The sequence below is a fragment of the Variovorax sp. PCZ-1 genome (genome assembly GCF_018413605.1).
Lineage (GTDB): Bacteria > Pseudomonadota > Gammaproteobacteria > Burkholderiales > Burkholderiaceae_C > JANMDU01.
Window position 1 is genome coordinate 2,011,610 of the sequence record NZ_JAHCDN010000001.1, and the last position, 25,857, is coordinate 2,037,466.

Genomic DNA, 25,857 nt, shown 5'->3' on the forward strand with positions numbered 1-25,857 from the left:
TTGCTCAACTGCTCTTTACCTGTACAGCACCGTCGGCAGCCACATACCGATCTGTGGGAAGGCATACAAAATCACAATCGCGAGCACTTGGATGCCCATGAAGGGGAGCATGCCGGCGAAGATTTGGTTGAGCGTCACATGCGGTGGGCTCACGCCTTTCAAGTAAAACGCTGCCATCGCCACTGGTGGGCTCAAGAACGCAGTTTGCAGATTCAACGCCACGAGCAGGCCGAAGAAGAGTGGATCAACGCCGAAGTTATCCAAGAGCGGAATGAAGATGGGCATGAAGATCACGATGATCTCTGTCCACTCCAGCGGCCATCCCAAGATGAAGATGATGGCTTGGCTGAGCAGCAAGAATTGGAACTTGGTGAGGTTCATCGACATCACCCAGTTTTCCACCAGCTCTTGGCCACCGAGCAGCGCAAAGGCTGCGGAGAAGATGGCCGAGCCGACGAAGAGCCAGCAGACCATGGCCGAGGTCTTCGCGGTGAGGAAGGCGGATTCTTTCACCACACCGAAATTCAATCGCCCATACGCGGCCGCGAGCAACGCGCCACCGAGTGCGCCCACAGCCGCAGCCTCAGTGGGCGTGGCCAAGCCAAACACGATCGAGCCGAGCACGGCCAGAATCAACACGACCAGTGGGAAGAAGGAGCTGAGCAGCATCTTGAAGATTTCAAGACGCGCGAAGCTCAGCCATGCGTAGAAAAACAGCATCACGGCTGCGCCGACTGCTAGGCCAATCCAGTAGCCCTTAGGCGCTGGCACGCGATCACCTGCACTGGCATCCGCTGCAGGCTTCGCATTTGCACCGGGCGGCTCGGAGACGCCTGTGGTCTGAGCAGCTTCTTTGGCTGCGGCAGGCTCGCTTGCCGCAGCGCCCGGCGGCTCAGCCAAACCGGAAGAAGCTTCTTTCTTTTCAGCCTTATCGTCGCTTGGAGGCTCGGCCAAGCCAGTGGAAGATTCCTTCTTTTCTGATTTGTCATCAGAAGGCGGCTCTTGCAAACCGCCTGAGGAAGTCTCAGCAGGCTTCTCTTCCAAAGATTGCATGCCAGTGCTGGCCACAACCGGCGCTTCCGCTTCGACAGGCGATGTCGCCACGCGATACGACAAGAGGGATACGCCAGTGAACACGATCAGTGGCAGCAAGGCAATACCGAGCTGGCGCGCAATATGGCCCATCGGCACGCCGTTATTTCGCTCGCCACGCATGCCCGTGAGCAGCGCAGGCACAGCGCGAGTTTTCACACCTGATGACACATTGGCCAGCAGCTTTTGCGTGAGCGCGGGCAGATCAATATGCCGCTCAGCTTCTGGCAAAGGCGGCGCCAAATGCGGTTTGAAATAGGCCACGATGATCACGTAAATGATGTAGAGACCAGCCAGCATCAAACCGGGGAACAATGCACCTGCATAGAGCTGCACGACGGATACGCCAGCCGTTGCGCCATACACGATCAGCATCACGGATGGCGGGATCAGTATCCCTAAGCAGCCGCCAGCTGTGATCGCGCCTGCAGCCAAGCGTGTGTCATAGCCCGCGCGCAGCATCTGCGGAAAGGCGAGCAAGCCCATGAGGGTGACGACTGCGCCCACGATGCCGGTAGCAGTGGCAAACACCGCGCAGGTCAGCAGCGTAGCCACAGCCAGCGAGCCGGGCACACGCGCCATGGCCAAGTGCAGGCTGCGAAACAACTTCTCAATCAAATTCGCCCGCTCCACGAGATAACCCATGAAGACGAAAAGTGGAATGGAGATGAGCACATCATTGCTCATCACCTTGAAGGCCGATTGCACCATGAGCGTGAGCGTTTTGCTCGTGTCTCGTTCGTAGGCGATCCAAGTGAAAATCATGCCCATACCCATGAGGGTGAAGGCGGTGGGGAAGCCCATCATGATCGCGACCACGACGAGCGCGAGCATCATGAGGCCGAGATGGCCATTGGTCACTTTTTCAGCGGAGAGCAGCATCACCGCTGTGCCGGCCAAGATGATGGCCATGAGGATGAAGCCGAACCAGAGTTCTTTACGGATTTTCATGTCTGGCCTGCTTTCTTCAATGCAGCTTGACCAGCGGCAGCAATATCTTCGTCTTTCACATGCACCATCTCTTTGAGTTTTTCCACGTCCACCTCTTCCACATCTTGCTCACGCGAAGGCCATGCGCCTGAGCGGATGCAGGCGATGCAGCGCACAATTTCCACAATGCCTTGTGCAAGCAACATAAAGGCAGCAATCGGGATGATGGCTTTGAAGGGATAGATGGGCAGCGGATCGGCAGAGAAAGTTTGCTCACGGATCGCGACTGCATCCGCTGCAAATGTCCAGCCCGCCCAGGCCATGGCAAACACGCCCGGCAGGAAAAACACGATGTACAAAATCAGATCAATCCAAGCTTGCGTGCGCGGCTCAAAAAAGCCATAGAGCACATCACCACGCACATGATTGTTCTTCGCCAGCGTGTAGGCACCCGCCATCATGAAAAGCGTGCCATACAAAATGATTTGCGCATCCAGCACCCAGCCATGCGGCTTGTTGAGTGCATAACGAGAGAACACTTCCCAGCAAATCAACAGCGTGAGTGCAACGATCAGCCAAGAAAAGAGCTGCCCGACCCAAGTGGATATTCGGTCCACCAAAAGAAGAATTTTTTGCATATTTTTAAGCCAAATGAGCCTGTAGCCGGCATGTATCCTGCGCAAGCAGCTATCAAAAAAAGAGCGACTACCTTTGGGGCAGCCGCTCTTTGATCAAACCACCATCAAGCTTTCTTACCTGAGAAGTAGCGGTTCCAAGCCATTTTGAAATCGACCATGTAGTCGTTTTGCCATTGACCTGCACGCTGGGCAAATGCTTTTTGCGAATCCAGCACTTTTTGGAACAGTGGATTTTCTTTCGCCTTGGCAGCAATGACTTTATCCCAAGCATCGAGTTGCGCACGTAGCACGGCATCCGGTGTTTTGTAGAACTTGATACCTTGCTTTTTAAGTGCAGCATAGTCTTCTGAGTTGCGCTGAATCGCTTTCCAGCTCATCTCCGCGCTCGAGGCTTGAACGGCGTAATCAATCACAGCTTTCAATTCAGCCGGCAAGGCATTGAGTTTGGCTTTGTTGAACAGAATTTCAAATTGCTCACCGCTCTGGTGGAAAGATTGCAGCATGCAATTCTTCACCACATCAGGGAAGCCGAGCAAGCGATCAGAAGTCGCGTTGTTGAATTCAGCCGCATCGATCAAGCCACGATCCAGCGCGGGCACAATCTCGCCGCCGGGCAGTGGGTTCACCGCAGCGCCCAGCTCTTTGAACACATCGACTGCCAAGCCTACGGTGCGGAATTTCAGGCCTTGCAGATCAGATGCTTTTGCAATCGGCTTCTTGAACCAACCCAGAGGCTGCGTTGGCATCGGGCCATAGAGGTATGACACCACATCCATGTTGATGGATTTGTAGATCTCATCCAGCAGCGCCTTGCCGCCGCCAAAGTTGTGCCATGCGAGCACCATGTTAGGGTCCATGCCGTAAGCTGGGCCTGAGCCCCAGAGCGCGAGCGCGGTGTTTTTGCCATAGTGATAAGCCACCACGCCATGGCCGCCATCGAGCGTGCCTTTGTTCACAGCGTCGAGCAATTGGAATGCAGGGACGACGGAGCCGGAGGGCAACACTTCAATCTTGAGCTTGCCGCTGGCCATGTCGTTCACCTTCTTGGCGAAATCGTTGGCGTATTCGTGGAAGATATCTTTCGCGGGCCAGGTGCTTTGGAAGCGCAGCGTGGTGCTTTGCGCAGTGGCCACCATGGGCACCGTCATCGCGGTGGCGGCGGCTGCGCCTTGCAGAAAGCGGCGGCGGGCGGGTTTGCTTTGTGGCTCGCCTTTTGTTGAGGGCTGGGTCTTCATCGTTGTCTCCTGGTTAGAAAAATGTCCAATGGGGTTGGAACGAACGCAGTATCAGTCAAAGTTTTGTCTATGACAAGCCAAGCCTAGAGATACCATTTATCACAATGGGGAATAGCTCTGAAAACCTAAGGTAAACCCTAAATTTAATCTTCAAACTAAAAATATTCAGCGAACTTAACCCCATATATCAAGCTGAATGCGTTCAACGAGCATCATTTGAAATGGAGCTTGTATGAACCCGCTTTTTTTACAAACCACCCTCGCATGCGCCCTCACCTGTATGAGCTTGAGCGCCAGCGCTGTCGGGCGGATCGCTGATGTGAATGTGATTGACCGCAGCACAGGGCAAACGCTGCCTGTGCATTTGCATCGTGGTGAATATTGGGTCGCAGGGCAGCCGGGCGCGAAGTATTCGATTCAAATACGCAACTCGCGTGGTTCGCGTGTACTTGCAGTCACATCGGTCGATGGCCTGAATGTGCTCTCTGGAGAGGCGGCGGATTTTTCGCAATCAGGCTATGTGTTTGAAAGCGGTCAGCGCTATGGCATTGAAGGCTGGCGTAAAAGTGACTCACAGGTCGCAGCATTCGTGTTCACGGCAAGCGGCGATAGCTATGCCGAGCGCATTGGCAAGCCACGCGATATGGGCGTGATTGGTGTGGCGCTGTTTCGAGAGAAACCAGCCGCTGCTTTGCATCCGCACCCTCCTGTTGTTAGTCGCAGAGAATTACCATCGCCAGCTGCACCCTCTGAACAAAATTCACGCGCTAACAGCAGCAGCGACAAAGCATCATCCTCTATGGAACGCGAGCGATCAGCTTCCAGCATGCCTGCTCCGCTGCCTACACCCAAGCTCGGCACTGCGCATGGTGAACGCGAAACATCTGTCGTCAGCCGTACGCAGTTCGAGCGCAACAGCGCGCAGCCTGATGAAATCATCCGTATCCGCTATGACAGCCATGCCAATCTCATCGCCCAAGGCGTGATCCCCAGCCCGCGCCCACGCTACCTGCATGCGCCAGACCCCTTCCCTGGATCACCGTTGGGTTACGTACCCGACCCGCCGACCTATCGTTAAGCTCAAGGCTTGGCTATGATCACTGAGTGACTGACACTTTCGAGCCCACCGATCTCGCCTTGATGCAGCGCTATGCACAAGGCGATGTTGCGGCGTTTGAAGTGCTCCTCAAGCGGCATGAAACGGCGCTTTGGCGATTCATTGTGAAAAGTTTGCGAGATGCAGCAGCGGCGGAGGATGTGATGCAAGACACTTGGATCACCGTCACCCAGCAAGCGGCACGCTATGTGGAGAATGCGGTTAGCGCGGAGCAGACTGCGCAATTTCGCACCTGGCTCTTCACGCTCGCGCGCAGCCGCACCGTGGATCATCTGCGCAAGCAAAAGCCCGAAGTGAGCACCGAAGATTTCAGTAACTCTCAAAGCGATTGGCTTGGCAATCTCGCCGCTGATTCCGGCTTTGGTCCGCTGCGACAGCTCGAAGGCCGCGAGCAAGCGGGCGCGTTGCTGCAAGCTTTGCAAGAGCTGCCTGATGATCAGCGCGAAGCCTTCTTGCTGCAAGCTGAAGGTGGCTTGAGCGTGGAAGAAATCGCCGCCAGCTGCCAAGTGAGTTTTGAAACTGCCAAGAGTCGCCTGCGCTACGCTCGCAGCAAACTGAAAGCCTATTTAGCTGCTTGGTCACCCGAGCGCCAAGGCTTTGCCATGCAGCCCCGCTTGGAGGCATCGTCATGAATTCCCCCACCCACAAAGACTCACCACAAGACGAATTGCTGCATCGCTACGAGCAGGCTAAGGCACAGCTGCCCGATGGTCTGCCTGATACGCCGAGCGCAGCTTTGCATGAGCGCATCATGCAGGCGGCTCGCTCCCAAGCGAATACTATTAATTCAATAGCACCTCGCGCAGATTCTGTGCGGGCGAACGACCTAAAAAGCCTTAAAAATAATCTACACAACACGACTCAACCCACAGAAGCCGCCAACGACAGCTTCTGGAATATCAAAGCCTTCGCCAGCTTTGCAGTGATGGGCTTAGCGGGATTACTGTGGTGGCAGTTCGAACACGGCACGCCGCAAGAGCAAGAGGCTGCCAAGAGCGCTCAACCCAGCTCAAGTCGTGTCGCCGCTGCTCCTGCTCCTGCTCCTGCTTCTGCTCCTGCTCCTGCTACAGAATCCACACGCCCCTTCGCACCAACAGGTAAGCAAAGCCCTCCACCCTCACCGCCTACTGCAGCCAAACCAGCACGCCAGGAAGTCAACTCAGCCGCGAAGCCAACACCGGCGGGCGCGACAGAAGCCAGCCGCACACGCGTGCCTGATACCGCGCCAGTGATCGCCGCTGCGCCTGCTCCTGCAGCAGCGCTTGAGTTATCACAGGCAGACAAAGTCACAGCCGATGCGCCCAATCGCAAAGCAGCTTCTAGCGCCGTCCCCGAGCCATCTACTCAACGTTCAATAGAGCTTGCCCCAACCCAGAACATAGCCGCCGCTGCGCCTCCAACAGTAGCCCGCGCAGCATCGCCTAGAGCCGCTCCTGCTCCTGCTCCTGCTCCTGCTCCTGCTCCTGCAGCGCCCGCGCAGCTAGCTCATGCCAGCAGTTCAGCCCCGCTCTTCGCCGCGATAGAAGCAAAAGACTCATCCACACTGCGTCAAACTCTTGCCCAAGGTATATCACCCAACACCATCGCTGCCGACGGTAATCCCGCGCTGACTCAGGCCGCGATAAAGCGCTGGCCAGAAGGCGTGCGCCTCCTCTTGGCTGCTGGCGCGGACCGCAATACCAAGAACAGCAAGGGTCTCACGGCTGCGGATATAGCTCGCGAATTGGGTTATCAAGAAATCACCGAGCTTCTCGCTCAGTCACGATGATCTCAACTGATCTGGCGATGAAAAGTCACGAAGGCAAACGGCCTATGCTTTCGCGCCTAAAGCTGCCGCAAGCTGCTTTTGCAAGGCCAACTCTTGCGCATCTGGTGCGCTCTTGGTATCCCAGCCGGAAAGGTGTTGCTCTGCAATATCTGCGAGTGCGCTGATCCAAGGCTGCGAATCGTTGAGGCAAGGGATGTAGCTGAATTCTTTGCCGCCGGCATGCAGATAAGCTTCTTTGGCTTCCATGGAAATTTCTTCCAGCGTTTCCAAGCAATCCACTGGGAAGCCTGGGCAAATCACTTCCACGCTCTTGACACCTTTTTGCGCCATCTCAATCAGCGTAGGCTCGGTGTAGGGCTCCAGCCATTTGGCTTTGCCAAAGCGGGATTGAAAGGTGACTTTGTATTGCTCTTTGGAAAGACCCAATCGCTCAGCCAGCAAGCGCGCAGTTTTATAGCATTCGCAGTGGTAAATGTCACCCAAATGCAAAGTGCGCTCGGGCACACCGTGAAAGCTCATCACGAGTTGGTCTGCTCTGCCCTGCGTTTGCCAGTGATGGCGCACACGCTGTACCAAAGCCTCAATAAAGCCAGGATGATCGTGATAGTGATTCACAAAACGCAGCTCGGGCACGGTGCGTGTTTTGGAGGCCCAGCTGTAAACCGCATCAAACACACTGGCACTCGTCGTACCGCTGTATTGCGGATAAAGCGGCAAGATAAGGATGCGCTTGAAGCCTTCTGCTTTGAGCGCATCCAATTGCGAAGGAATGCTTGGGTTGCCGTAACGCATGCCTAAGAGAGTGCGCACGCGATGCCCGCGCTGGGCGAGGCTGCCTTGCAGTAGCAATGCATTCTTATCGCTCCACACCTTCAGCGGTGAACCGCCACCTTGGCCATTGGCATCTGGCTTGATCCAAATGCTCTCGTATTTCTTGGCTGATTTTGCGGGGCGAAACCGCAAAATGATGCCGTGCAAAATCAGCCACCAGATGGGCTTGGGGATTTCCACCACGCGATGGTCGCTCAAAAATTCGCCAAGATAGCGGCGCAGTGCTGGCGCGGTCGGTGCATCAGGTGTGCCGAGGTTGCAGAGTAATACTGCGGTATTCGATTGAAATTTATTTGCGCTGCCGTGGGCATACGCGGGTTCTTTTTGGAAGGCCATGCGTTATTCTCGCTGCTCTATGCTCAATGTTTCAAGCATCCGCGCAATATCCTTTGATTTGGACGACACTCTCTGGCCCATTTGGCCTGTGATTGAGCGCGCTGAAAAGGTGCTTTTGGCCTGGCTGGGCGAGCATGCGCCCATGACTGCTGCGCTTTTCGCCTCGCCCACGGCACTGCGAGAGATTCGTGAATACATGCACGATGTCGTGGTGAAGAAAAAGCCAGAGATCGCTCATGATCTGGCGGCCATTCGCAAAGAATCCATCCGATTGGCGCTATATCGCGCAGGAGACGATCCGCTGCTGGCAGATCCTGCATTTGACGTTTTTTTCGCAGAACGCAATCGCGTGGAATACTACGAGGATGCCTTGCCCGCACTCAAAATCTTGGCACAGCACTATCCGCTCATCTCTCTATCTAATGGCAATGCCCAATTGGATCGTGTGGGCATCGCACATTATTTCAAAGCGGCAGTCAGTGCCACAGGATTCGGTGTAGCTAAACCGGATGTAAAAATATTTCTTGAAGCTGCTCGTGTGGCGGGTGTGCCACCTGAGCAGGTGCTGCATGTGGGCGATGATGCCGCGCTCGATGTGATCGGTGCGTTGGGTGCAGGCATGCAAGCGGTGTGGCTCAATCGCCAAGACAAGCTCTGGCCTCATGACTCTATACAGCCCACACTAGAAATCACTTCATTGACCGAGCTCACTGCTTTGCTACTGCCCTGAGGCTGTATTTTTAAACCTTTTTAAGCTTTTGCCGGCGTAGAATCTGCGCGGCGTGCTATTAAATGTGTAGCGCTACAAGATATACCGAGACAAATCTTCGTTCTTGCTCAGCTCTGCCAAACGCGCATTCACATAGGCTGAGTCAATCATGACGGTCTGGCCGGAGAGCTTGGTCGCCGTGAAGCTCACCTCATCCAGCAGCCGCTCCATCACCGTGGCCAAACGACGTGCGCCAATGTTTTCCGTGCGCTCATTCACGTCAAACGCGATCTGCGCCAAGCGGGAAATCGCATCAGGCTTGAAATCCAAGGTGACTTGCTCTGTAGCCAGCAGCGCTTGATACTGTTTCACGAGAGAGGCGTGCGTGCTCTGCAAAATCGCTTCGAAATCTTGCACCGAGAGCGAAGAAAGCTCCACGCGAATGGGAAAGCGCCCCTGCAGCTCAGGGATCAAATCACTGGGCTTGGCCAGATGGAATGCACCGCTCGCGATAAAGAGCACATGATCCGTTTTGATCGGGCCGTATTTTGTGGAGACCGTTGTGCCTTCCACCAGCGGCAGCAAATCGCGCTGCACGCCCTGGCGCGAGACCTCTGCGCCAGAGCCTTCTGAGCGCGAAGCCACTTTGTCGATCTCGTCGATGAAGACGATGCCGTTTTGCTCTAAGTTATTCAAAGCTTGGGTTTTGATCTCTTCTTCATTGACCAGCTTGCCCGCCTCTTCCTCGGTGAGCACCTTCAGAGCTTCGGCAATTTTCATCTTGCGCGTTTTCTTCTTGCCTTCGCCGAGCTGGCCAAACATGCCTTTGAGCTGCTCCGTCATCTCTTCCATGCCAGCTGGCCCCATCACTTCAAGCTGCGGGCGTGGCGCATTCACTTCTACCTCAATCTCTTTCTCATCAAGCTGGCCTTCGCGCAGTTTTTTACGAAATGCTTGACGCGTCGCGCTCTCAGGCGTCTCCACCACTGAGCCTGTGCCAAAGCCCACTTCTTGGCGCGGCAGCGGCAAAAGAATATCGAGCACGCGCTCTTCAGCCGCATCTTGCGCGCGCGTGCGCACGGCCTTGGTGGCTGCATCACGCGTCATCTTCACAGCCACATCAGCCAGATCACGCACGATGGAATCCACATCTTTGCCCACATAGCCCACTTCCGTGAATTTGGTGGCCTCCACTTTGATGAAGGGCGCGTCAGCGAGTTTGGCCAAGCGGCGCGCAATCTCTGTTTTGCCGACACCCGTGGGGCCAATCATCAAAATGTTTTTCGGCGTGATCTCGAAGCGTAATTTGGCATCGACTTGGCTGCGCCGCCAGCGGTTGCGCAGCGCAATCGCTACAGCACGCTTGGCATCGTTTTGACCAACGATAAAACGATCCAGTTCGGAAACAATTTCTTGCGGAGTCATGGAAGACATAAAGGAAGTTTCAAAAATCTACAAAAATAACAACAGAAGTTGGCACGAGTTACGCAGATGTTACGCAAAATCGATTTTGCACACGCTGGATACGGAGAAGATCAAATCTCCAATTACTAACGCATAACAAGATGACAAACCTAGCTGAGCACAATCCAACCGTCATCGCCCGAGAAGACGATATCCAGACTACCGGGCCCAACGCAGCAAACATCCCAGTACAGATTATCCCTGCAAGCACCGCAGATCCTGTGCCTTGGGCATGGCCTGCAGGCCTGACAGCTTTCTTAACAGCTTGCGGCGGAGGTGGCGGAGGCAGCTCCACCAACAATGCCACGGTACCCAATACCTTCCAGGCTATCAACCTGCCTGGTTCAGGGGGCAGCCCGCCTCCCAAAGTGGCTGTGGATCAACAGCCCAACGCAACAGATGCAGCGCGTTTTCTCACGCAAGCGAGCTTCGGCATGCAATCGACCCAAGATGTGCAAACCGTGCGCGAGAAAGGCTATCCACTGTGGCTCTGGGAGCAAATCAATACTGGCACGATGCTGCACACGAGCTATCTCGATCAGCAAAAACTGCGTAATGTGAACGATCAAGGCAAAGCCAACGAAACCGAGGAAATGAGCTATGAAGCCATTTGGCAGCAATGGCTGTATGGTGCAGATCAGCTTCGGGGCCGCATGTCATTCGCGCTTTCGCAAATCTTGGTGATCTCCAACGTCGCGCCCGACATACGCCCTTATGCGATGAGCAGCTACATGGACATGCTCAATCGCAATGCCTTCGGCAACTTCCGACAATTGCTAGAAGATGTGACCCTGCATCCAGCAATGGGCTATTACCTGAATATGCTCAACTCGGAGAAAGATGATCCAGCCACTGGCGCGCATCCCAACGAAAACTATGCGCGCGAAGTGCTTCAACTTTTCTCCATCGGTTTGGTCAAACTCAATCTTGATGGCAGCCAGCAGCTCGATAGCGCAGGCAAACCCATCCCCAGCTACGATGAATCTATCGTGCAAGGCTTTGCCAAAGCATTCACAGGTTGGACTTATCCCAACGCCACAGGTTGGGATGAAGCTGATGAAGAGGTGGCAGCAGCGTGGACGAGCGCGATGATGCCTTTTTCTAACAAACATTCCAGTGGCGAGAAAAAGCTGCTCAATGGCATGGTGCTCGCCTCTGGTGGTACGCCCCAAACCGACATGAAGGCCGCACTCGATAGCATTTTCAACCATCCCAATGTCGGCCCCTTCATCAGCCGCCAACTCATCCAGCGCTTGGTCACCAGCAACCCAAGCCGCGCCTATATCAGCCGCGTAGCCAGCATCTTCAATAACAATGGCAGTGGCGTGCGCGGTGATTTGCGTGCGGTGGTCGCAGCCATCTTGCTCGACACCGAAGCTCGAAATGCTGTCCCGCCAGCTAATTTCGGCAAGCAACGCGAGCCCGTGATGCGCTTTGCGAATTTTCTGCGCGCCTTGAATGCCAAAGCAGACAATGGCCGCAATGCGATTCACTATTTGGAAAGCGCAGACAACGGCCTCGGCCAAAGCCCCCTGCTCTCGCCCAGCGTGTTCAATTTCTTCTCACCTAACTTCCGCCCAGCGGGCAAGATTGCGGCAGCAGGCTTGGTGGCTCCCGAGTTTCAAATCACCACAGAAACTACCGTGGTGGGCGGCCTGAACTTCTTTGCCAATTTGTTCAACAACGGCGGCTATGGCTATGAGGAGAACAAGCTCAAGCTCAATACCGCGCCGCTCGAAGCCAAAGCTGGCGATGCCAATGCGCTGATCGCGGATCTCAATATGCTCTTTTGCAATGGCCAAATGAGCACGACCCTGCAAACTCGGCTGCGCACCATGATCAACGCAATCAATATCAATGACAAGCCTTATCGCGTCAAAGCCAGCTTGATCCTCATTAGCCTCTCACCCGATTTCGTGATTCAACGCTAAAAAATTGAATTGACATCAATATGAACAACATCACCAAACGCGATTTCATCAAAGCTGGTGCCGCCTTCGGTTTAGGCAGCGCAGCCAATGTGTTTTCCAGCTTCGAGGCTTTGGCGCAAACTGCGCAAACGGAAGATTACCGAGCCCTTGTCTGTGTCTTCATGTTTGGCGGCAATGATGCCAATAACATGCTGATCCCCACCGACAGCGCTGCCTATAACCGGTATGCCGTTGCACGCAGCAATCTCGCTTTACCCGCTGCTTCTCTTCTGCCAATTGCGCCGAGCAACACCACGGCTCGATATGGCCTGCATCCTGCCATGCCAGGCCTTGCCAATCTCTTCAATGGCAATACCCCCAGCGCCGCTCTCGTGGCCAATGTGGGCCCACTCGTCGTGCCCACGACCAAGGCGCAATGGGAAGCACGCTCCGTGCCTTTGCCCGACAATCTGTTTTCTCACTCGGATCAGCAATCGCAGTGGCAAGCCGCCCAATACGAGCGCCCGGCGAACGGCTGGGGTGGTCGCTTAGCCGAGCGCTTGATCGATGAAGGCACGAATAACCGCGGCTACAGCGTGCTCTCCGTTACTGGGGGCAATTTGTGGGAAACAGGTGATCGCAGTTTGAGTGCTTATAAAGTCTCGGCCAGCGGTAATTTTGGTTTTGATTTCTACAACCCCAACGGGCGCGATCCACTTTCCTTGGCTATCACCGAAACACTGGCTACGCCCTACAACCATCTCTTCGAGCAAGGCTTTGTGGATGTGATGGGGCGTTCGATTGAGGTGCAGCGTATTTTGACGAGCGCCTTAGAAGGCACAACCATCAATACTGTCTTCCCCAATTCCAGCTTAGGCAACCAAATGCGCATGGTCGCGCGCTTGATTGCGGCGCGGCAAAAGCTCGGTCTCAAAAAACAATGTTTCTTCTGTAGCATCGGCGGCTTCGACACCCATGGTGAAGATCAACTGACACGCCAAGCTGAATTGCTGGGTGATGTGAGCGGCGCAATCAGTGCGTTTTATGCGGCCACGCAAGAGCTGAATATCCAGAACAATGTGACCACCTTCACTGCGTCGGATTTCAATCGCACTTTCACATCGAACGGCCAAGGCTCAGACCATGGCTGGGGTGGGCATCACATCGTCGTCGGCGGTGGCGTGCAAGGCGGCAAACTTTTTGGCACTTTCCCTGAACAAATCGTGCGCGGCCCGCAAGATTCTGGCGGGCAAGGTAATTGGATTCCCACCACCTCGACCGAAGCTTATGCGGCGACCCTAGGGCGTTGGTTTGGCGCCAACGATGAAGTGTTAGGACAAGTGTTTCCAAGGCTGTCTGGCTTTGCGCCCAATATTGGCTTTCTTGGCTAACTCTTGCTGCATTTGAATCGACCTGTGTTGGACAAAGCCTTGTCAGTTGGATAGCGGCACACTTGCATGACGATAAATTCGCCGTAGATGTGCTGTGCATCTATGCTGATCCTCGCTTGTATGCAGATCATCGTCACACGCAGGTGGTTACCATATACACGGCCTTGTAGCGATTGAGTTGGAATATCTGGGAAGTAATTACCTATGCTTGGTTTGTCGTCAATCATTACAGACACCATCCCATGCAAGACCTTGCCGAAACCGACATTCATTCACCCATCGAACCTGTGGAACATCAAGCTTCGCATACCTCGAGCGAAGCCGCATCCATCGATCCTAAAAGTCAAGAGCAAGAGTACAGCATAGCTTCATCGCCTGCAGCACTATCCGCTCTAGCAGCCAGCTTTCTCGCGGCATGCGGTGGTGGTGGCGGTGGCGATAGCACAAGTACAGCAGCTGCTCCGAGCGCAGGTACCGCATCAACCCCCACCCCTGCACCGCCCTCACCCACGCCTGCACCTCCAGCACCAACGCCAGCACCTCCTACACCTGCACCCTCTTCAACGACACGAGCAGAAGCTTCGCGGTTTCTGGGTCTGAGCAGCTTTGGTGCCACGGACGCCAGCATCGACGATGTGCTTAGACTGGGGTACGGTGGTTGGGTGGACTGGCAATTCAGCTTGCCTCAGAAACTGCACATGGATCACATTGATTACTATGTGAACACAGCCAATCCTGGGCAAGATGCTTGGAGATATGCCACCAATCTGCGTGATTCGTTCTACATGCAGGCCTTGCGCGGCGCTGACCAATTGCGTCAACGTGTTGTGTTTGCGCTCTCGCAGATCTTCGTCGTCTCGATGGCCAGCAACGAGGTGATCGATCGTTCGAGCTGCCACACCAGTTTCATGGACATGCTCGGACGCAACGCCTTCGGCAACTTCCGAACTTTGCTAGAGGAGGTCTCTACGCACCCAATGATGGGCGTCTATCTTTCACACCGTGCTAACGAGAAGGAAGATGCTGTGAAGGGCACTTCGCCCGATGAGAACTACGCGCGCGAGGTCATGCAGTTGTTCTCTATTGGCTTGGTTAAGCTCAACGCTGACGGTACGCCGCAACGCGACGGAGCAGGCAACACGTTCCCCGCATACAACAATGCGGATGTCTCTGGCTTGGCCAAGGTGTTCACAGGCTGGAGCTGGGTGCCCAGAGACAGCAGCGATTACCGTTTTTACGAGAACTTTCCACCTCGCAATATTCAAGTTCAGCCGATGGTGCCTTATGAGAAGCATCACTCAAGCTCTGCGAAGAGTTTTCTGGGCGTCACCATTCCTGCTGGCACGACAGCACGGCCCAGTTTACGCATTGCTCTGGACACGCTGGCCAACCATCCCAACACAGCTCCTTTCATCAGCCGCCAGCTGATTCAACGGCTGGTGACCAGTAACCCATCAAAGGCCTACGTGTCGCGTGTCTCGGGGGTATTTGTCAGCAGCAAAGGCGACATGAAGGCCGTGATTCGCGCCATCCTGCTGGACGACGAGGCGCGTTTGCCCGCCAAGAGCGGCGATGGCCGCCACGGTAAGGTACGCGAGCCCGTGCTGCGCGTGACCGCTTGGGCGCGTGGCTTCGAAGCCAGCTCGAAGACGGGTGAGTTCCGCATCCGTCAAACCACACAGATTGGCCAGTCAGTGATGGAAGCGCCATCGGTGTTCAACTTTTATCGCCCAGGTTTCGTACCACCGGGCTCATCAATAGCCACGGCGGGATTGGTGGCACCGGAGCTACAGATCAATACCGAGTCTCAGGTGACAGCCTATCTGAACTTCATGTCGAGTGCTGTCGAAAATGGCACCGGCGACAACCGGGATGTGAGCTGCAGCTATGCCGCCGAAGTAGCCTTGGCATCCAATCCAGCTGCGCTGATTGATCGGGTGGATTTGTTGCTCACCGGCCAAAGGCTCAGTTCCGCTACACGCAACTCAATGCTCAAGGCCATCAACTCGGTGCCAGCCACATCTGCGCTGCAGCGGGCGCGCACTGCGGTGCTTCTTGCACTGTGCAGCCCCGAATTTTTGGTTCAAATCTGAAGATCAATCAATGAAAAAATCCTACACTTCCGATCCCAGCCGCCGCCACTTCCTGAAAGCGGCAACGCAGTTCTCGGCCATGGGTGCAGCGGCGCCCATCGCTCTCAACCTCGCAGGCATACAAGCCGCAGCAGCGCAAACTGCCGATGACTATCGCGCTTTGGTGTGTGTCTTCCTCTTTGGTGGTAACGACCAAACCAGCACTTTGGTGCCTTTCGACAGCGCCGAATTTTCAGCGATGGCCTCAGCGCGCGGCAGCATCGCTCGGCCCGCCGCAGACTTTATTTCTCTAGGCAATGTGGCCTCGCAGTCCAATCGCAGCTTCGCGCTGGCCAAGGAGCTGTCGCCTTTGGCAGATCTCTACAAGCAGAACAGGTTGTCGATCTTGGCAAACGTGGGGCCGATGTACACGCCACTGACCAAGGCCAATTTCGAGGCCAGTGCGCCTGGCGTTCCACCGCAATTGTTCTCGCACAACGACCAGCAATCGGTGTGGCAGTCTTCGGGCGTTGAGGGCTCCACGGTGGGTTGGGGCGGACGCTTTGGTGATCTGCTGGCGTCGAGAAACGGTAGCAATTCCGTGTTCACCTCGATATCGGCTAACGGCACGGCTGTCTTTCTCTACGGTAACACGGTGCAGCAGTTCCAGATCGACAGCGGTGGGCCGGCAACGGTCACATCTCTGGATCGGCTCTATGGCTCAACTGATGCGGGTGCAGCTCTGCGGGAGATCATCACAGCCAACCCAAGTCCACTGTTTGAGTCGCACCTCGGCGAAGTCACCAGGCGCTCGCTCAAAGCTAACCAAACCCTCAAAGACGTGCTCGCAGCTGCTGCACCGCTGACCACGGTGTTCAACGAGAGCAACTCTTTGGCCAAGCAGTTGCGTATGGTGGCACGACTAATCGCGGTACGCAAGAGTTTGGGCATGGGGCGTCAGGTGTTCTTCGTCGGCATGGGTGGCTTCGACCATCACAACTCGCTGGTACAGGAGCTACCAGGACTGCACACCAAGGTCGCCGAAGCGATGGCCAGCTTCTATGCTGCCACTGCTGAGTTGAAGGTGGAAAATCTGGTGACAACATTCACCGCATCAGAATTTGGGCGCACACTCACCAGCAATGGCGACGGCTCCGACCACGGATGGGGAGGCCATCAATTCATCATGGGCGGCGCAGTGAAAGGTGGCACGATTGTCGGGAGCTACCCGACTGTTGCCTTGGGCACAGCCGAAGACTTAGGCCGAGGCCGCTTGTTGCCAACGACCTCAACCTCACAGCTCGCGGCTACGCTGGCAACCTGGTTCGGCGTGCCGGCAGGCTCGTTAGTCGATGCGCTGCCCTACATCAACAACTTCGACACCAAGAACTTGGGGTTGTTTATTTGAGTCGATTAGGATGAATATTGGCATTTCGCCGGCATAGAATCTGCGCAGAGTGCTACCAAATTTATAGTTAATCTAAGGTCTCAATCGTGTGATGCATGTTCGTGTAGATACACAACTCACCCGCGATTTCTAAGGACTTCTTCACAATTTCTGGTGCAGAAAGGCTGGTGTTATCCAACAGAGCCTTCGCGCTCGCCTGCGCGTATGCACCACCTGAGCCGATCGCAACAATGCCATGCTCGGGCTCGAGCACATCACCATTGCCCGTAATGATCAATGAAGCCTCATGGTTGGCTACAGCCAGCATCGCTTCCAAGCGGCGTAGCACGCGATCGGTGCGCCAATCTTTGGTGAGCTCAATCGCAGCACGCACGAGATGGCCTTGGTGTTTTTCCAGCTTACCCTCAAAGCGCTCAAAGAGCGTGAAGGCATCGGCGGTAGCACCAGCGAAACCCGCGAGAACCTTATCGTGATAAAGCTTGCGCACTTTACGCGCAGAGCCTTTGATGACGATGTTTCCCAAAGTGACTTGACCGTCACCGCCAATGGCTACCTGCCAGCCCTGCTCTGTTTTGCGGCGCACACTCACAATCGTGGTGCCATGAAACTGTTCCATGAGTATTGACCTGAAAAGTTGCTTGCTGCGAGAGTGAGCAGCAAAAAAAATCAATCGACGCGCGTCGTGACCTTGGCGTGCTCGCTGATGCCGATGACGTGAAAGAAAGCAGCAACTAAGCGATGCACATCGGTAAACTGCACGACACGCCCTTCGGATTGGCGTGCAGTGACCCAGTTGAGCAAGCTTCCCGCTGCAGAAAAATCTACGCGCACCAGCTTTGCGCAAGAAATGATCATCATGTCTGCGCCTGTCAGACGCGCTTCTAACTTATCGAGCACTGGCTTGGGCTCACCCATGATTTGACCAGAAAGCTCCACAGACGCGAGCTGAGCAGTCATCAAAGACGAGCCAGCGTCTGTGTGCATTTCAGAAACCACGGAGTCGTGCACAGCGTCACCAATGATGGTTTGCCCCACTCCCGTATTGCCATCAGCGTCCAGAGACTTGAATTCGCAGCGAGCTGGCTCCCAAGACGGTGGCGAGACTTCATAGGTGACGCAGAAATCCAGAGCAGCCAATTCAAACTCATCTGGGCGATGCGCTACACGCAAATAAGCCATCAACAAATTCCAACGATCCTGATCTGTGGTGCGCACACCCGAAGGCGCGCCATCACGCAACACTTTTTCAAGTTTGTCGGTATGCGCCATACGCAACTGAACGGGTTGCGAAACCCAAGACAGGAGGAGCTTAGTCAAGGGCGCAACAGCATTGTCTTCAACTGACTGAATGGATACCCAATCCAGAGTCCAAGGCATGGACGCTTTGCTTAACGCGCCATTCAAGGCTGCAAGAGACTGTATGCCAAAGTTCGCTGGGCTTTTCCAATCAGCTTTACGCAAGCCCACGGGCGCAGCGGGTTCATTGCCACCGGTCATTTTGCTCACCATTTCTGGAATGGAGAACCACATGGGCGAAGAGCGATTGAATTTGCTTGCAAAATCAATGGCCAAGCTTTCAAACCGATCGTATTGGCTGGTGGCGCGATACAGATCAAACAGTGTGAGCCAAGTTTCTTCGTGCTGATGACGCGGCCCACGCGCGCTCACAGCCTCCAGCAAACCCGCTTCTGCACCACCATCATCGCCGTTGGCAAAGCGGATAGCGGCCTCTTCCAATTCTGGATCATGCTGCACTTCGTCTACTTCCAAAGCAAACAGTTTGGAAGCAGTAAAGCCGCTCACAGCACCTGTGCCGTCGTAAGAAGCTGCAAGCCCGCCTAATGCACCAATCGCACCAGGCGGTTTGCTCGCAGTTGCAGGCTGAGCCACGGGTGCAGGCGATGCTGCAGAAAATGGCGAGGACTTGATTTGAGGTTTAGCAGCGGGTGCGAAATCTGCGGTGAAATCGAGCGAGTTGTCGTCGTCTGCAGCTGGCGCTGGCGCAGGGGCAGGCGCAGCAGCTGTTGGTGCAGGCGAGGCCATACGAGCAGAGGCAGAAGAGAGTGTGGGCCGTATAGCGGGCACGTCGGAGAAGCGAGGCACAGCAGGCGACGAGGAAGTCGCTGCGCTAGGCGTGCTGGGCGCAGGCACGCGCGCAGTTACCACGGGCACAGAAGCAGGTGGCTGAGCTCCCGCTGCTGCATCGGGATTGAATTTAGCACTCACGCGACCCAGAGCACTTTGCAAATCATCAGGTGCAGTGCGCGCATAAGCCAAATTATTGGATGCAGCGGCTGATTTCGCGGCAGCATTCGCTGCAGGCGGGCGCGAGGCCATATCAGAGGCTGAGAAATCCGAACTGGGGCTGTTCGTCGAAGCTCCACCCGCTGCACCATGCTTGGTCTTCCACCACTGCATCGACATTTGCGCTTCGATCTCGTCGATTTTCTTCAGCGTCATGGCCCGGTCATCGGGGCGAGAAGGCATAGAGCTTTGGAAGAAGGATGGGCGGGCAGCCGCATCAGAGGCACTACCGGCTCCTGTGGCTTCGCGGCGACGCAGCTTACGCAGCATGTCGAACTCGCGCTTGCGCACGAAATCGTTACGCCGCTTACGCTCAATCATTTCTTTGAGCGCTTGCTTGCTCAGTGACCCGTCTTTCGCCGAACTGGCATCATCCAAATCATTCCACTGCGTGCCAGGGCTGCGCACGAACTTCACCATCTTGGAGAACAAGCCGCCGGGTGAAGTATCGTCTTTTGCCATGAGGATGAGTGGGATTTACACCCTAGTCTAGCGGGATTTTCTGGTTTTCCTAGGAATTCTAGTCGCCGAACATCTTTTGCTTGAGTTCGCGTCGCTGCTGCGCCTCAAGAGAAAGCGTAGCAGTGGGGCGGGCGATCAAACGAGCAACACCAATCGGCTCGCCTGTTTCGTCGCAGTAGCCATATTCTTCGGCATCAATACTGGCGATGGATTGCTCAATTTTCTTGAGCAGCTTGCGCTCTCGGTCGCGCGTGCGCAGCTCTAAAGCATGCTCTTCCTCAATCGTGGCACGATCAGCTGGATCGGGCACAACAGAGGTATCTTCGCGCAGGTGCTCGGTGGTTTCACCTGCGTTGGAGAGAATGCCGTTTTTCAAGGCAACCAGCTTCAAGCGAAAGAACGCCAGTTGTTTGGCATTCATGTATTCGCTGTCCGGCATTGCAATCACTTCGTTGTCTGTGAGTTGCTCAGCGGTTTTGGTTTTCCAGTTGTTGACGAGTTTGGCGTCTTTTTTGATGACGACTTGAGGAGGCGGTGCGAGAACAGGTGCGGACATGGTGAAACTGGCTTTCGCCGCTGTATTACCGCCGTGGGGCGACATATCAGAGGGCGAAGGCGCATAAGAAGGGACGACGCGGGAGCCCGCTTTGGTTTTAACCGGTGCGGGGGGTGGCGCAACCGGCTTGGCAGGCACAGGGGCTGCTGCTGGTTTGGGTTGCGCTTTGCTGACAGGGGGAGTGGGAGGTTTGGTGCTTGCTTTGATGGGTGTTTTAACGGGGGCTTTTGCAGGTGCACTTGCTGGCGCCTTAGCTGGCGCTTTTGTAGGGGCTTTAGCTACTGGTTTTGCAGCTTTTTTTGCAGGCACTTTTACTGCTGGTTTAGGAGATGCCTTCAATGAAGCCTGAGGTAATGATTTGGTGGGTGGCTTGACTGCGGCTTTGCTTTTGGGCTTGACCACTGGTTTCGCGGGTGATTTAGCTGCCTGCTTGCTGGGCACGGCTTTTTTGGCCACAGGCTTCTTGGCCGCTGGCTTTTCGGCTGGCTTAGCTGCTGCCATGCCTTTTGCAGCTGGCTTGGGCGTAGGCTTTGCTGTGGGTTTAGCTGCCGCTTTTTTCACTGCTGGTTTGGCTGCAGGCTTGGCCGCCGATGTTGCCTTGGCTTTGGATGCGCTCTTACCTGCAGATTTGCTTACCACTTTTGACTTCTTGGCTGGTGCTTTCAATTCTTGTCTCCTCGCGGTCGCGGCTTTGGCTCTTTCTGAACCTGTGCTGTTTACTGAACCATTCAGATTTATACCGCTTTTCTGATGGCTCACCGATGTGCCATCGGCGCGCGATTGTAGCGACTTACCCGAGCGCAATCCCACAAGTTTGAAAAATACATCAATCAAGACCGTCTCCAAAGCCAGAATTCATCAAAAAATCACGGAAAACCGTACAAGCTGCGCAGTTCAATCATGCAGCCAAGCATTGCTCCAAGCCTTGCAAAAAGATGTCTTTGGGCAAATCCAGCCCAATAAACACCATTTTGGACAGGCGCTGCTCACCGCCCTCCCATTTGGGGCCCAAATCCGAGCCCATGAGTTGGTGAACGCCTTGGAAAATCACTTTGCGTTCAGTACCCTTCATATGGAGGACGCCTTTGTAACGCAGCATGCGCGGGCCATAAACATTCACGATGGCGCCCAGAAAATCCTCCAACTTGGCTGGATCAAACGGCTTCTCAGAGCGGAAAACAAAGCTTTTCACATCGTCATCATGGTGGTGATGATGGCCATGGCCTGCGTGCTCGTGCGCATGTGAGGGGTGGTCGCAGTGTTCGCCGTGCTCATGGTCATGGTCATGGCGATGATCGTGATCATCTTCTTTTAAGAAATCAGGATCGATATCCAGCTTGGCATTCAGATTGAAGCCTCGCAAATCAAACACTTCGCTGATCTTCACATCCCCAAAATGCACTGTACGTTGCGGCGCGCGGGGATTCATGTGCTTCAAGCGGTGAATGAGAGCATCCACCTCCTCTTTAGCCACCAATTCACTCTTGCTGATGAAGATTTGGTCGGCAAAACCCACTTGGCGACGCGCTTCTTGGCGGTCATTGAGCTGGTTGGCGGCGTGCTTGGCATCCACCAAGGTCAGGATGGAATCGAGCAAATACTGCTCGGCAATCTCATCGTCCATGAAAAAGGTCTGCGCCACCGGGCCAGGATCGGCCAAACCCGTGGTTTCGATCACTACGCGCTCAAAATCGAGCTCGCCTTTGCGCTTTTTCTCGGCCAAATCACGCAGCGTGGTGCGCAGGTCTTCGCGGATGGTGCAGCAAATGCAGCCATTACTCATCTGAATGATTTGCTCATTCGTATCGGCCACGAGAATGTCGTTGTCGATGTTTTCTTCGCCAAATTCATTCTCAATGATGGCAATCTTCTGCCCATGCGCTTCCGACAGCACACGTTTGAGCAAGGTGGTTTTGCCGCTTCCAAGGAAGCCAGTGAGGATGGTGGCAGGAATCAAGGCCATGATGATCTATCCAGTTTGCACAATGCAAGAAGCTGGGGAGTTTAGCGGCTAATTCAAGGCTTTGCCGCCTGCATCAACTGGTTTTATGACTTATTCAGTCTATGCTACATATTTAATAGCATTCCGCGCAGTATCTATGCCGGCAAACTGCCAATTTCGCCTTAAAAATAATCAAAATTACTTCAGTCCACCTTGGGACATACGCGCAAACAGATCCACCCCCATTTGCAAGAGCAGCTCGGGCAGATCAATCATCACCCAATTCTCTCGCAAGATATCACCCTCACGCCGCCACCAATCAGCTACACGCATGCTGATAGGCTTGTTTGTTGCAGGGGCGCCCAGGTAGTCACCCATATGCGTGGCATGCACGCTGGGCCAGCCGGTGGAGGCGATGAAGTGCCCTTCAGAGATACGACTGATATGGTTGCCGCCAACCCGATCAGGGAAGGCGTGCAGGAAAGGCTTTTGATGATGTTTTTGAAAACCTTCTACCTGGCGCGAAGTGCCGATGCCGCAAGGCCCGTACCACATCATTTCGGGATGCCAAAAGGCATGCATACCCATGCTTTTGAGATCTTTTTGGTTGAAAGATTTGAGGCCACCGATCATGCGGTCAAGGCTGTCCATGGAAAGCTTGGACTGCACGGGATCACTCTCACCCAACAGCAGGCCATCATGCATCTGCGGCCCTGGCACGATGATGCGAGCGCCCGTGCTTCGCGGCAATACTTCAATGCCAGCTTGGCGCATCACATCCACCAGATCGAGCAGGATTCGAGCGTCCACAATCTTGCCGCCCTCAACGCGATAGAACTCGCCGATGCGCACCCACACGGTGTCGCCTGTCGCAGGAATGCCCAGCCAGTCTTGCGTCATCGTACCCATCAAGTAGCCATGCGCCGTGACCCACGTGCCTGCACCGCCGCAGAAACGGCCATCAAAATCGCCTGCAAAAAACAGGTCGCAGCGACGTTCTAAATTGGGAAAGGCCTGGAGCAAGGGCTGCCAAAATTTCGCATGCATGGCTTCGATACCGTGCACTTCGTTGATCGGATGAAAGACATGGCACTGCGCGTCGGGCTTAAAAAACCGCTCCAAAGTCGGGCGAGAATCGGTGGCTGTGGGCGCATTCGCCGTATTTCCGGGCAATTGTTGTAGGTATTGCCAAACCAGAGTTTTTGCGGCTTGAAGATGTTGCATACATTCATTATTGCAAACCTATGCACAACAATCAATCCTTATATTTTCCTTAAATTTAAGGGTATTTACTGGCTATTTCAATTAATTTGATTTCCATAATGAATACGCATGCAAATTTCAAAAACCAGCCCCACAGTATCCGCAACGCAGCCCGCGCTGCGTGTGGGCTTCGTGCTGCTGCCACGCTTTACGCTCACCGCCTTCTCAGGTTTTGTAGACACCTTGCGCCTGGCGGCTGATGAGGGCGACAGAAGCCGTGCCAGGCGCTGCCAGTGGGCAGTGCTGGGCACGCCGGGAGAGGCCATTGTCTCCAGCAGCGGCGTGCAGGTATTAGCGGATACGCCTCTCGATACAGAGCAAAGCTTTGACTACATCGCCGTGGTAGGCGGCTTACTCAGTGCGCAAAAAGCCACTGGGGCCATCGCCCGCGCCCTGCGCCGTTTTGCACACACTGGTGTACCGCTGATGGGGCTGTGTACCGGCTCCTTCGTGCTCGCGCGCTCGGGCTTGCTCAAAGGGCATGTGGCTTGCGTGAGCTGGTTTCATCGGCAAGAGTTTGAAGCAGAATTTCCCGGCCAACGTGTGCTGAGCAATCAGATGTATGTGATGGATCGGGAGCGACTGACTTGCGCGGGCGGCACGAGCGTAGTGCATTTAGCCGCAGCACTGGTGGAAAAACATCTGAGCCGAGCAGAAGCCGTGAAAGCGCTTCGCATATTGATTGAAGAGCAGCCCCTGCCTGCCAGCACCCTGCAGCCCGAGGCTGTGCTCACCGTACAAGCCAAAGATCGCTTGGTACATAAAGCCATGCTGCTGATGGAGCAGCAGCTGGCCAACGCACCCGATGTGCAGCACCTCGCAGATTTGCTAGGTTTAGGACGCAGGCAGCTCGAGCGACGCTTTGCCGCCGATATCGGCATGAGCCCTGCGCAATACCATCGCAGCCTGCGCTTGGCACGCGCACGCTGGATGCTCACACATTCTGATTTATCTCTGGTTGATATTGCGGCTGAATGCGGTCTGGGTGATGGCAGCAGCTTTGCTCGCGCAATTCGCACCAGCACAGGCCGCAGCCCATCAGCGTATCGGCAAAGCACAAGAAGCTAAACGCCTCATGTCGTTATTTGCTTATTTTTTGTCGCATTAATGCTATGGATACAGCGCTGATCTACATACACTTGAGCACACATTCGGAGTGCGTTTCCGAGGAGTGAAGTATGCAAAAGTTTTCAATTTGGTCATTGCTGCGCAATGCCATGAGTTACCACGAGGGCTGGCAGCGCCAATGGCGCGATGCGCAGCCCCAGGCTGAGTACGATGCTGTGGTCGTGGGTGGTGGTGGCCATGGCCTAGCCACGTCTTACTACCTCGCCAAAGAGCATGGCATGCGGCGCATTGCAGTCGTTGAAAAAGGCTGGCTGGGTGGCGGCAATACGGGGCGCAACACCACGATTGTGCGCAGCAATTATTTGTGGGATGAAGCCACGGCGTTGTATGAAAAATCCATGAAGCTCTGGGAGGGCTTGTCGCAAGACATCAATTACAACGTGATGTTCAGCCAGCGCGGCGTGATGAATCTGGGGCACACACTGCAAGACATGCGCGATATTGAACGCCGCGTCACGGCCAATCGCTTCAATGGTGTGGACGCAGAAGTGCTCACGCCGGAGCAGATCAAAGAGATGCTGCCGTTTATCAATCTCAACACCCGCTATCCGGTGCTCGGCGCGAGTTTCCAAAGGCGAGCGGGTGTGGCTCGACATGATGCAGTAGCTTGGGGCTTTGCGCGAGCAGCCGATGCGCTGGGTGTGGACATCATTCAAAACTGCGAGGTGAAAGCGATTCGTCGTGAGAATGGCGCAGTCGTTGGCATTGAAACGGTGAAGGGGTACATCAAAACGCCAAAAGTCGCCGTCGTCGCTGCTGGCCACAGCAGCCAGATTGCGCAGATGGCTGATATTCGCTTGCCGCTGGAAAGCCACCCGCTGCAAGCGCTCGTGAGTGAAGCACTCAAGCCGATTTTCCCCACCGTGGTGATGAGCAACGCCATTCACGCCTACATCAGCCAGAGCGACAAAGGCGACTTGGTGATTGGCGCAGGCATTGATGCCTACACTGGCTTTGGGCAAAGAGGCAGCTTCCCGATCATTGAGCACACGCTGCAAGCCATTGTGGAACTCTTTCCCCTCTTCTCGCGCGTGCGCATGAATCGGCAGTGGGGCGGCATTGTGGACGTCTCGCCCGATGCTTGCCCGATCATTGGCCTCACACCCGTGAAGGGGCTTTACATCAACTGCGGATGGGGCACAGGCGGATTCAAAGCCACACCGGGCTCAGGCTGGGTGATGGCGCATACCGTGGCGCAAGACAGGCCGCATGAGATCAACGCGCCCTTCTCGCTCGATCGCTTTGCCACAGGGCATTTGATCGATGAGCATGGCGCTGCGGCCGTGGCGCATTAAGGCAGG

20 protein-coding genes are annotated in these 25,857 nt (G+C 55.1%); 10 read left to right on the forward strand and 10 right to left on the reverse strand.

What is annotated here, in order from left to right:
* Positions 1–15: 15 nt before the first annotated feature.
* From KIH26_RS09710 to KIH26_RS09720, 3 genes are all read right to left on the reverse strand, one after another.
* Entirely contained in the window at positions 16–2,043 is a 2,028-nt protein-coding gene (locus KIH26_RS09710) for a TRAP transporter large permease (protein ID WP_213444411.1), read from the reverse strand.
* Positions 2,040–2,660: a TRAP transporter small permease subunit gene (locus tag KIH26_RS09715; RefSeq protein ID WP_213444413.1), complete on the reverse strand. Its 621-nt coding sequence runs from the start codon at positions 2,658–2,660 to the stop codon at positions 2,040–2,042. Before KIH26_RS09715 ends, KIH26_RS09710 begins: the two co-directional genes overlap by 4 nt.
* Before the next feature lie 104 nt (positions 2,661–2,764).
* Positions 2,765–3,895 (reverse strand): TRAP transporter substrate-binding protein, encoded by a 1,131-nt coding sequence (locus KIH26_RS09720; RefSeq protein WP_213444415.1) that lies wholly within the window; start codon positions 3,893–3,895, stop codon positions 2,765–2,767.
* Between the two features lie 232 nt (positions 3,896–4,127).
* Between KIH26_RS09720 and KIH26_RS09725 the strand changes: the two genes are divergently transcribed.
* The 3 genes from KIH26_RS09725 to KIH26_RS09735 are packed head-to-tail and all read left to right on the forward strand — an operon-like array spanning position 4,128 to position 6,780.
* Positions 4,128–4,973, forward strand: coding sequence for a hypothetical protein (locus KIH26_RS09725; protein ID WP_213444417.1), 846 nt, complete (start codon positions 4,128–4,130; stop codon positions 4,971–4,973).
* Between the two features lie 26 nt (positions 4,974–4,999).
* Positions 5,000–5,644: a sigma-70 family RNA polymerase sigma factor gene (locus KIH26_RS09730; RefSeq protein WP_349627857.1), complete on the forward strand. Its 645-nt coding sequence runs from the start codon at positions 5,000–5,002 to the stop codon at positions 5,642–5,644.
* Positions 5,641–6,780: an ankyrin repeat domain-containing protein gene (locus tag KIH26_RS09735; protein ID WP_213444418.1), complete on the forward strand. Its 1,140-nt coding sequence runs from the start codon at positions 5,641–5,643 to the stop codon at positions 6,778–6,780. Before KIH26_RS09730 ends, KIH26_RS09735 begins: the two co-directional genes overlap by 4 nt.
* A 42-nt stretch (positions 6,781–6,822) precedes the next feature.
* Here the strand turns inward: KIH26_RS09735 and hemH are convergent, their stop codons facing one another.
* Entirely contained in the window at positions 6,823–7,947 is a 1,125-nt protein-coding gene (gene hemH / locus KIH26_RS09740) for a ferrochelatase (RefSeq protein ID WP_213444420.1), read from the reverse strand.
* Here hemH and KIH26_RS09745 point away from each other — a divergent pair.
* Positions 7,946–8,677 carry an HAD family hydrolase gene (locus KIH26_RS09745; RefSeq protein WP_249661021.1) on the forward strand — a complete coding sequence of 244 codons (732 nt, stop codon included), beginning with the start codon at positions 7,946–7,948 and terminating at the stop codon, positions 8,675–8,677. The two genes, hemH and KIH26_RS09745, sit on opposite strands and share 2 nt — an antisense overlap.
* A 72-nt stretch (positions 8,678–8,749) precedes the next feature.
* On the opposite strand, the gene hslU is transcribed toward KIH26_RS09745, so the two are convergent.
* Positions 8,750–10,090 (reverse strand): ATP-dependent protease ATPase subunit HslU, encoded by a 1,341-nt coding sequence (gene hslU, locus KIH26_RS09750; RefSeq protein WP_213444422.1) that lies wholly within the window; start codon positions 10,088–10,090, stop codon positions 8,750–8,752.
* A 131-nt stretch (positions 10,091–10,221) separates the two neighbouring features.
* Between hslU and KIH26_RS09755 the strand changes: the two genes are divergently transcribed.
* The 4 genes from KIH26_RS09755 (at position 10,222) to KIH26_RS09770 (ending at position 16,901) form a co-directional block, all read left to right on the forward strand.
* Positions 10,222–12,051 (forward strand): DUF1800 domain-containing protein, encoded by a 1,830-nt coding sequence (locus KIH26_RS09755; RefSeq protein WP_213444424.1) that lies wholly within the window; start codon positions 10,222–10,224, stop codon positions 12,049–12,051.
* Between the two features lie 20 nt (positions 12,052–12,071).
* Positions 12,072–13,421 carry a DUF1501 domain-containing protein gene (locus tag KIH26_RS09760; RefSeq protein WP_213444426.1) on the forward strand — a complete coding sequence of 450 codons (1,350 nt, stop codon included), beginning with the start codon at positions 12,072–12,074 and terminating at the stop codon, positions 13,419–13,421.
* A gap of 242 nt (positions 13,422–13,663) precedes the next feature.
* Positions 13,664–15,514, forward strand: a complete 1,851-nt coding sequence (locus tag KIH26_RS09765) for a DUF1800 domain-containing protein (RefSeq protein ID WP_213444428.1) — start codon at positions 13,664–13,666, stop codon at positions 15,512–15,514.
* Between the two features lie 10 nt (positions 15,515–15,524).
* On the forward strand, positions 15,525–16,901 hold the full coding sequence (locus KIH26_RS09770; protein WP_213444430.1) for a DUF1501 domain-containing protein: 1,377 nt from the start codon (positions 15,525–15,527) through the stop codon (positions 16,899–16,901).
* A gap of 67 nt (positions 16,902–16,968) precedes the next feature.
* On the opposite strand, the gene hslV is transcribed toward KIH26_RS09770, so the two are convergent.
* The 5 genes from hslV to KIH26_RS09795 form a co-directional block, all read right to left on the reverse strand.
* A complete protein-coding gene (hslV, locus tag KIH26_RS09775) occupies positions 16,969–17,517 on the reverse strand; it encodes an ATP-dependent protease subunit HslV (protein WP_213444432.1) in 549 nt (182 codons plus the stop codon).
* 50 nt (positions 17,518–17,567) lie between these two features.
* Positions 17,568–19,667: an STAS domain-containing protein gene (locus KIH26_RS09780; RefSeq protein ID WP_249661022.1), complete on the reverse strand. Its 2,100-nt coding sequence runs from the start codon at positions 19,665–19,667 to the stop codon at positions 17,568–17,570.
* A gap of 58 nt (positions 19,668–19,725) precedes the next feature.
* Positions 19,726–20,889 (reverse strand): RNA polymerase-binding protein DksA, encoded by a 1,164-nt coding sequence (gene dksA / locus KIH26_RS09785; protein WP_249661023.1) that lies wholly within the window; start codon positions 20,887–20,889, stop codon positions 19,726–19,728.
* A gap of 232 nt (positions 20,890–21,121) precedes the next feature.
* Positions 21,122–22,186 (reverse strand): CobW family GTP-binding protein, encoded by a 1,065-nt coding sequence (locus KIH26_RS09790; protein WP_213444433.1) that lies wholly within the window; start codon positions 22,184–22,186, stop codon positions 21,122–21,124.
* Between the two features lie 177 nt (positions 22,187–22,363).
* Entirely contained in the window at positions 22,364–23,389 is a 1,026-nt protein-coding gene (locus KIH26_RS09795; RefSeq protein WP_213444435.1) for an ester cyclase, read from the reverse strand.
* 108 nt (positions 23,390–23,497) lie between these two features.
* On the opposite strand from KIH26_RS09795, the gene KIH26_RS09800 reads away from it, so the two are divergent.
* Positions 23,498–24,496 (forward strand): GlxA family transcriptional regulator, encoded by a 999-nt coding sequence (locus KIH26_RS09800; RefSeq protein WP_213444437.1) that lies wholly within the window; start codon positions 23,498–23,500, stop codon positions 24,494–24,496.
* 110 nt (positions 24,497–24,606) lie between these two features.
* On the forward strand, positions 24,607–25,851 hold the full coding sequence (locus KIH26_RS09805) for a sarcosine oxidase subunit beta family protein (RefSeq protein WP_213444439.1): 1,245 nt from the start codon (positions 24,607–24,609) through the stop codon (positions 25,849–25,851).
* The last annotated feature ends 6 nt before the right edge of the window (positions 25,852–25,857 follow it).

What these genes read in the sequence shown, in the direction of transcription:
- KIH26_RS09710 (WP_213444411.1), bottom strand. Translation starts at nt 2,043, where the DNA reads ATGAAAATCCGTAAAGAACTCTGGTTCGGCTTCATCCTCATGGCCATC.
- KIH26_RS09715 (WP_213444413.1), bottom strand. Translation starts at nt 2,660, where the DNA reads ATGCAAAAAATTCTTCTTTTGGTGGACCGAATATCCACTTGGGTCGGG.
- KIH26_RS09720 (WP_213444415.1), bottom strand. Translation starts at nt 3,895, where the DNA reads ATGAAGACCCAGCCCTCAACAAAAGGCGAGCCACAAAGCAAACCCGCC.
- KIH26_RS09725 (WP_213444417.1), top strand. Translation starts at nt 4,128, where the DNA reads ATGAACCCGCTTTTTTTACAAACCACCCTCGCATGCGCCCTCACCTGT.
- KIH26_RS09735 (WP_213444418.1), top strand. Translation starts at nt 5,641, where the DNA reads ATGAATTCCCCCACCCACAAAGACTCACCACAAGACGAATTGCTGCAT.
- KIH26_RS09745 (WP_249661021.1), top strand. Translation starts at nt 7,946, where the DNA reads ATGCGTTATTCTCGCTGCTCTATGCTCAATGTTTCAAGCATCCGCGCA.
- hemH (WP_213444420.1), bottom strand. Translation starts at nt 7,947, where the DNA reads ATGGCCTTCCAAAAAGAACCCGCGTATGCCCACGGCAGCGCAAATAAA.
- hslU (WP_213444422.1), bottom strand. Translation starts at nt 10,090, where the DNA reads ATGTCTTCCATGACTCCGCAAGAAATTGTTTCCGAACTGGATCGTTTT.
- KIH26_RS09755 (WP_213444424.1), top strand. Translation starts at nt 10,222, where the DNA reads ATGACAAACCTAGCTGAGCACAATCCAACCGTCATCGCCCGAGAAGAC.
- KIH26_RS09760 (WP_213444426.1), top strand. Translation starts at nt 12,072, where the DNA reads ATGAACAACATCACCAAACGCGATTTCATCAAAGCTGGTGCCGCCTTC.
- KIH26_RS09765 (WP_213444428.1), top strand. Translation starts at nt 13,664, where the DNA reads ATGCAAGACCTTGCCGAAACCGACATTCATTCACCCATCGAACCTGTG.
- KIH26_RS09770 (WP_213444430.1), top strand. Translation starts at nt 15,525, where the DNA reads ATGAAAAAATCCTACACTTCCGATCCCAGCCGCCGCCACTTCCTGAAA.
- hslV (WP_213444432.1), bottom strand. Translation starts at nt 17,517, where the DNA reads ATGGAACAGTTTCATGGCACCACGATTGTGAGTGTGCGCCGCAAAACA.
- KIH26_RS09780 (WP_249661022.1), bottom strand. Translation starts at nt 19,667, where the DNA reads ATGGCAAAAGACGATACTTCACCCGGCGGCTTGTTCTCCAAGATGGTG.
- KIH26_RS09790 (WP_213444433.1), bottom strand. Translation starts at nt 22,186, where the DNA reads ATGGCCTTGATTCCTGCCACCATCCTCACTGGCTTCCTTGGAAGCGGC.
- KIH26_RS09795 (WP_213444435.1), bottom strand. Translation starts at nt 23,389, where the DNA reads ATGCAACATCTTCAAGCCGCAAAAACTCTGGTTTGGCAATACCTACAA.
- KIH26_RS09800 (WP_213444437.1), top strand. Translation starts at nt 23,498, where the DNA reads ATGCAAATTTCAAAAACCAGCCCCACAGTATCCGCAACGCAGCCCGCG.
- KIH26_RS09805 (WP_213444439.1), top strand. Translation starts at nt 24,607, where the DNA reads ATGCAAAAGTTTTCAATTTGGTCATTGCTGCGCAATGCCATGAGTTAC.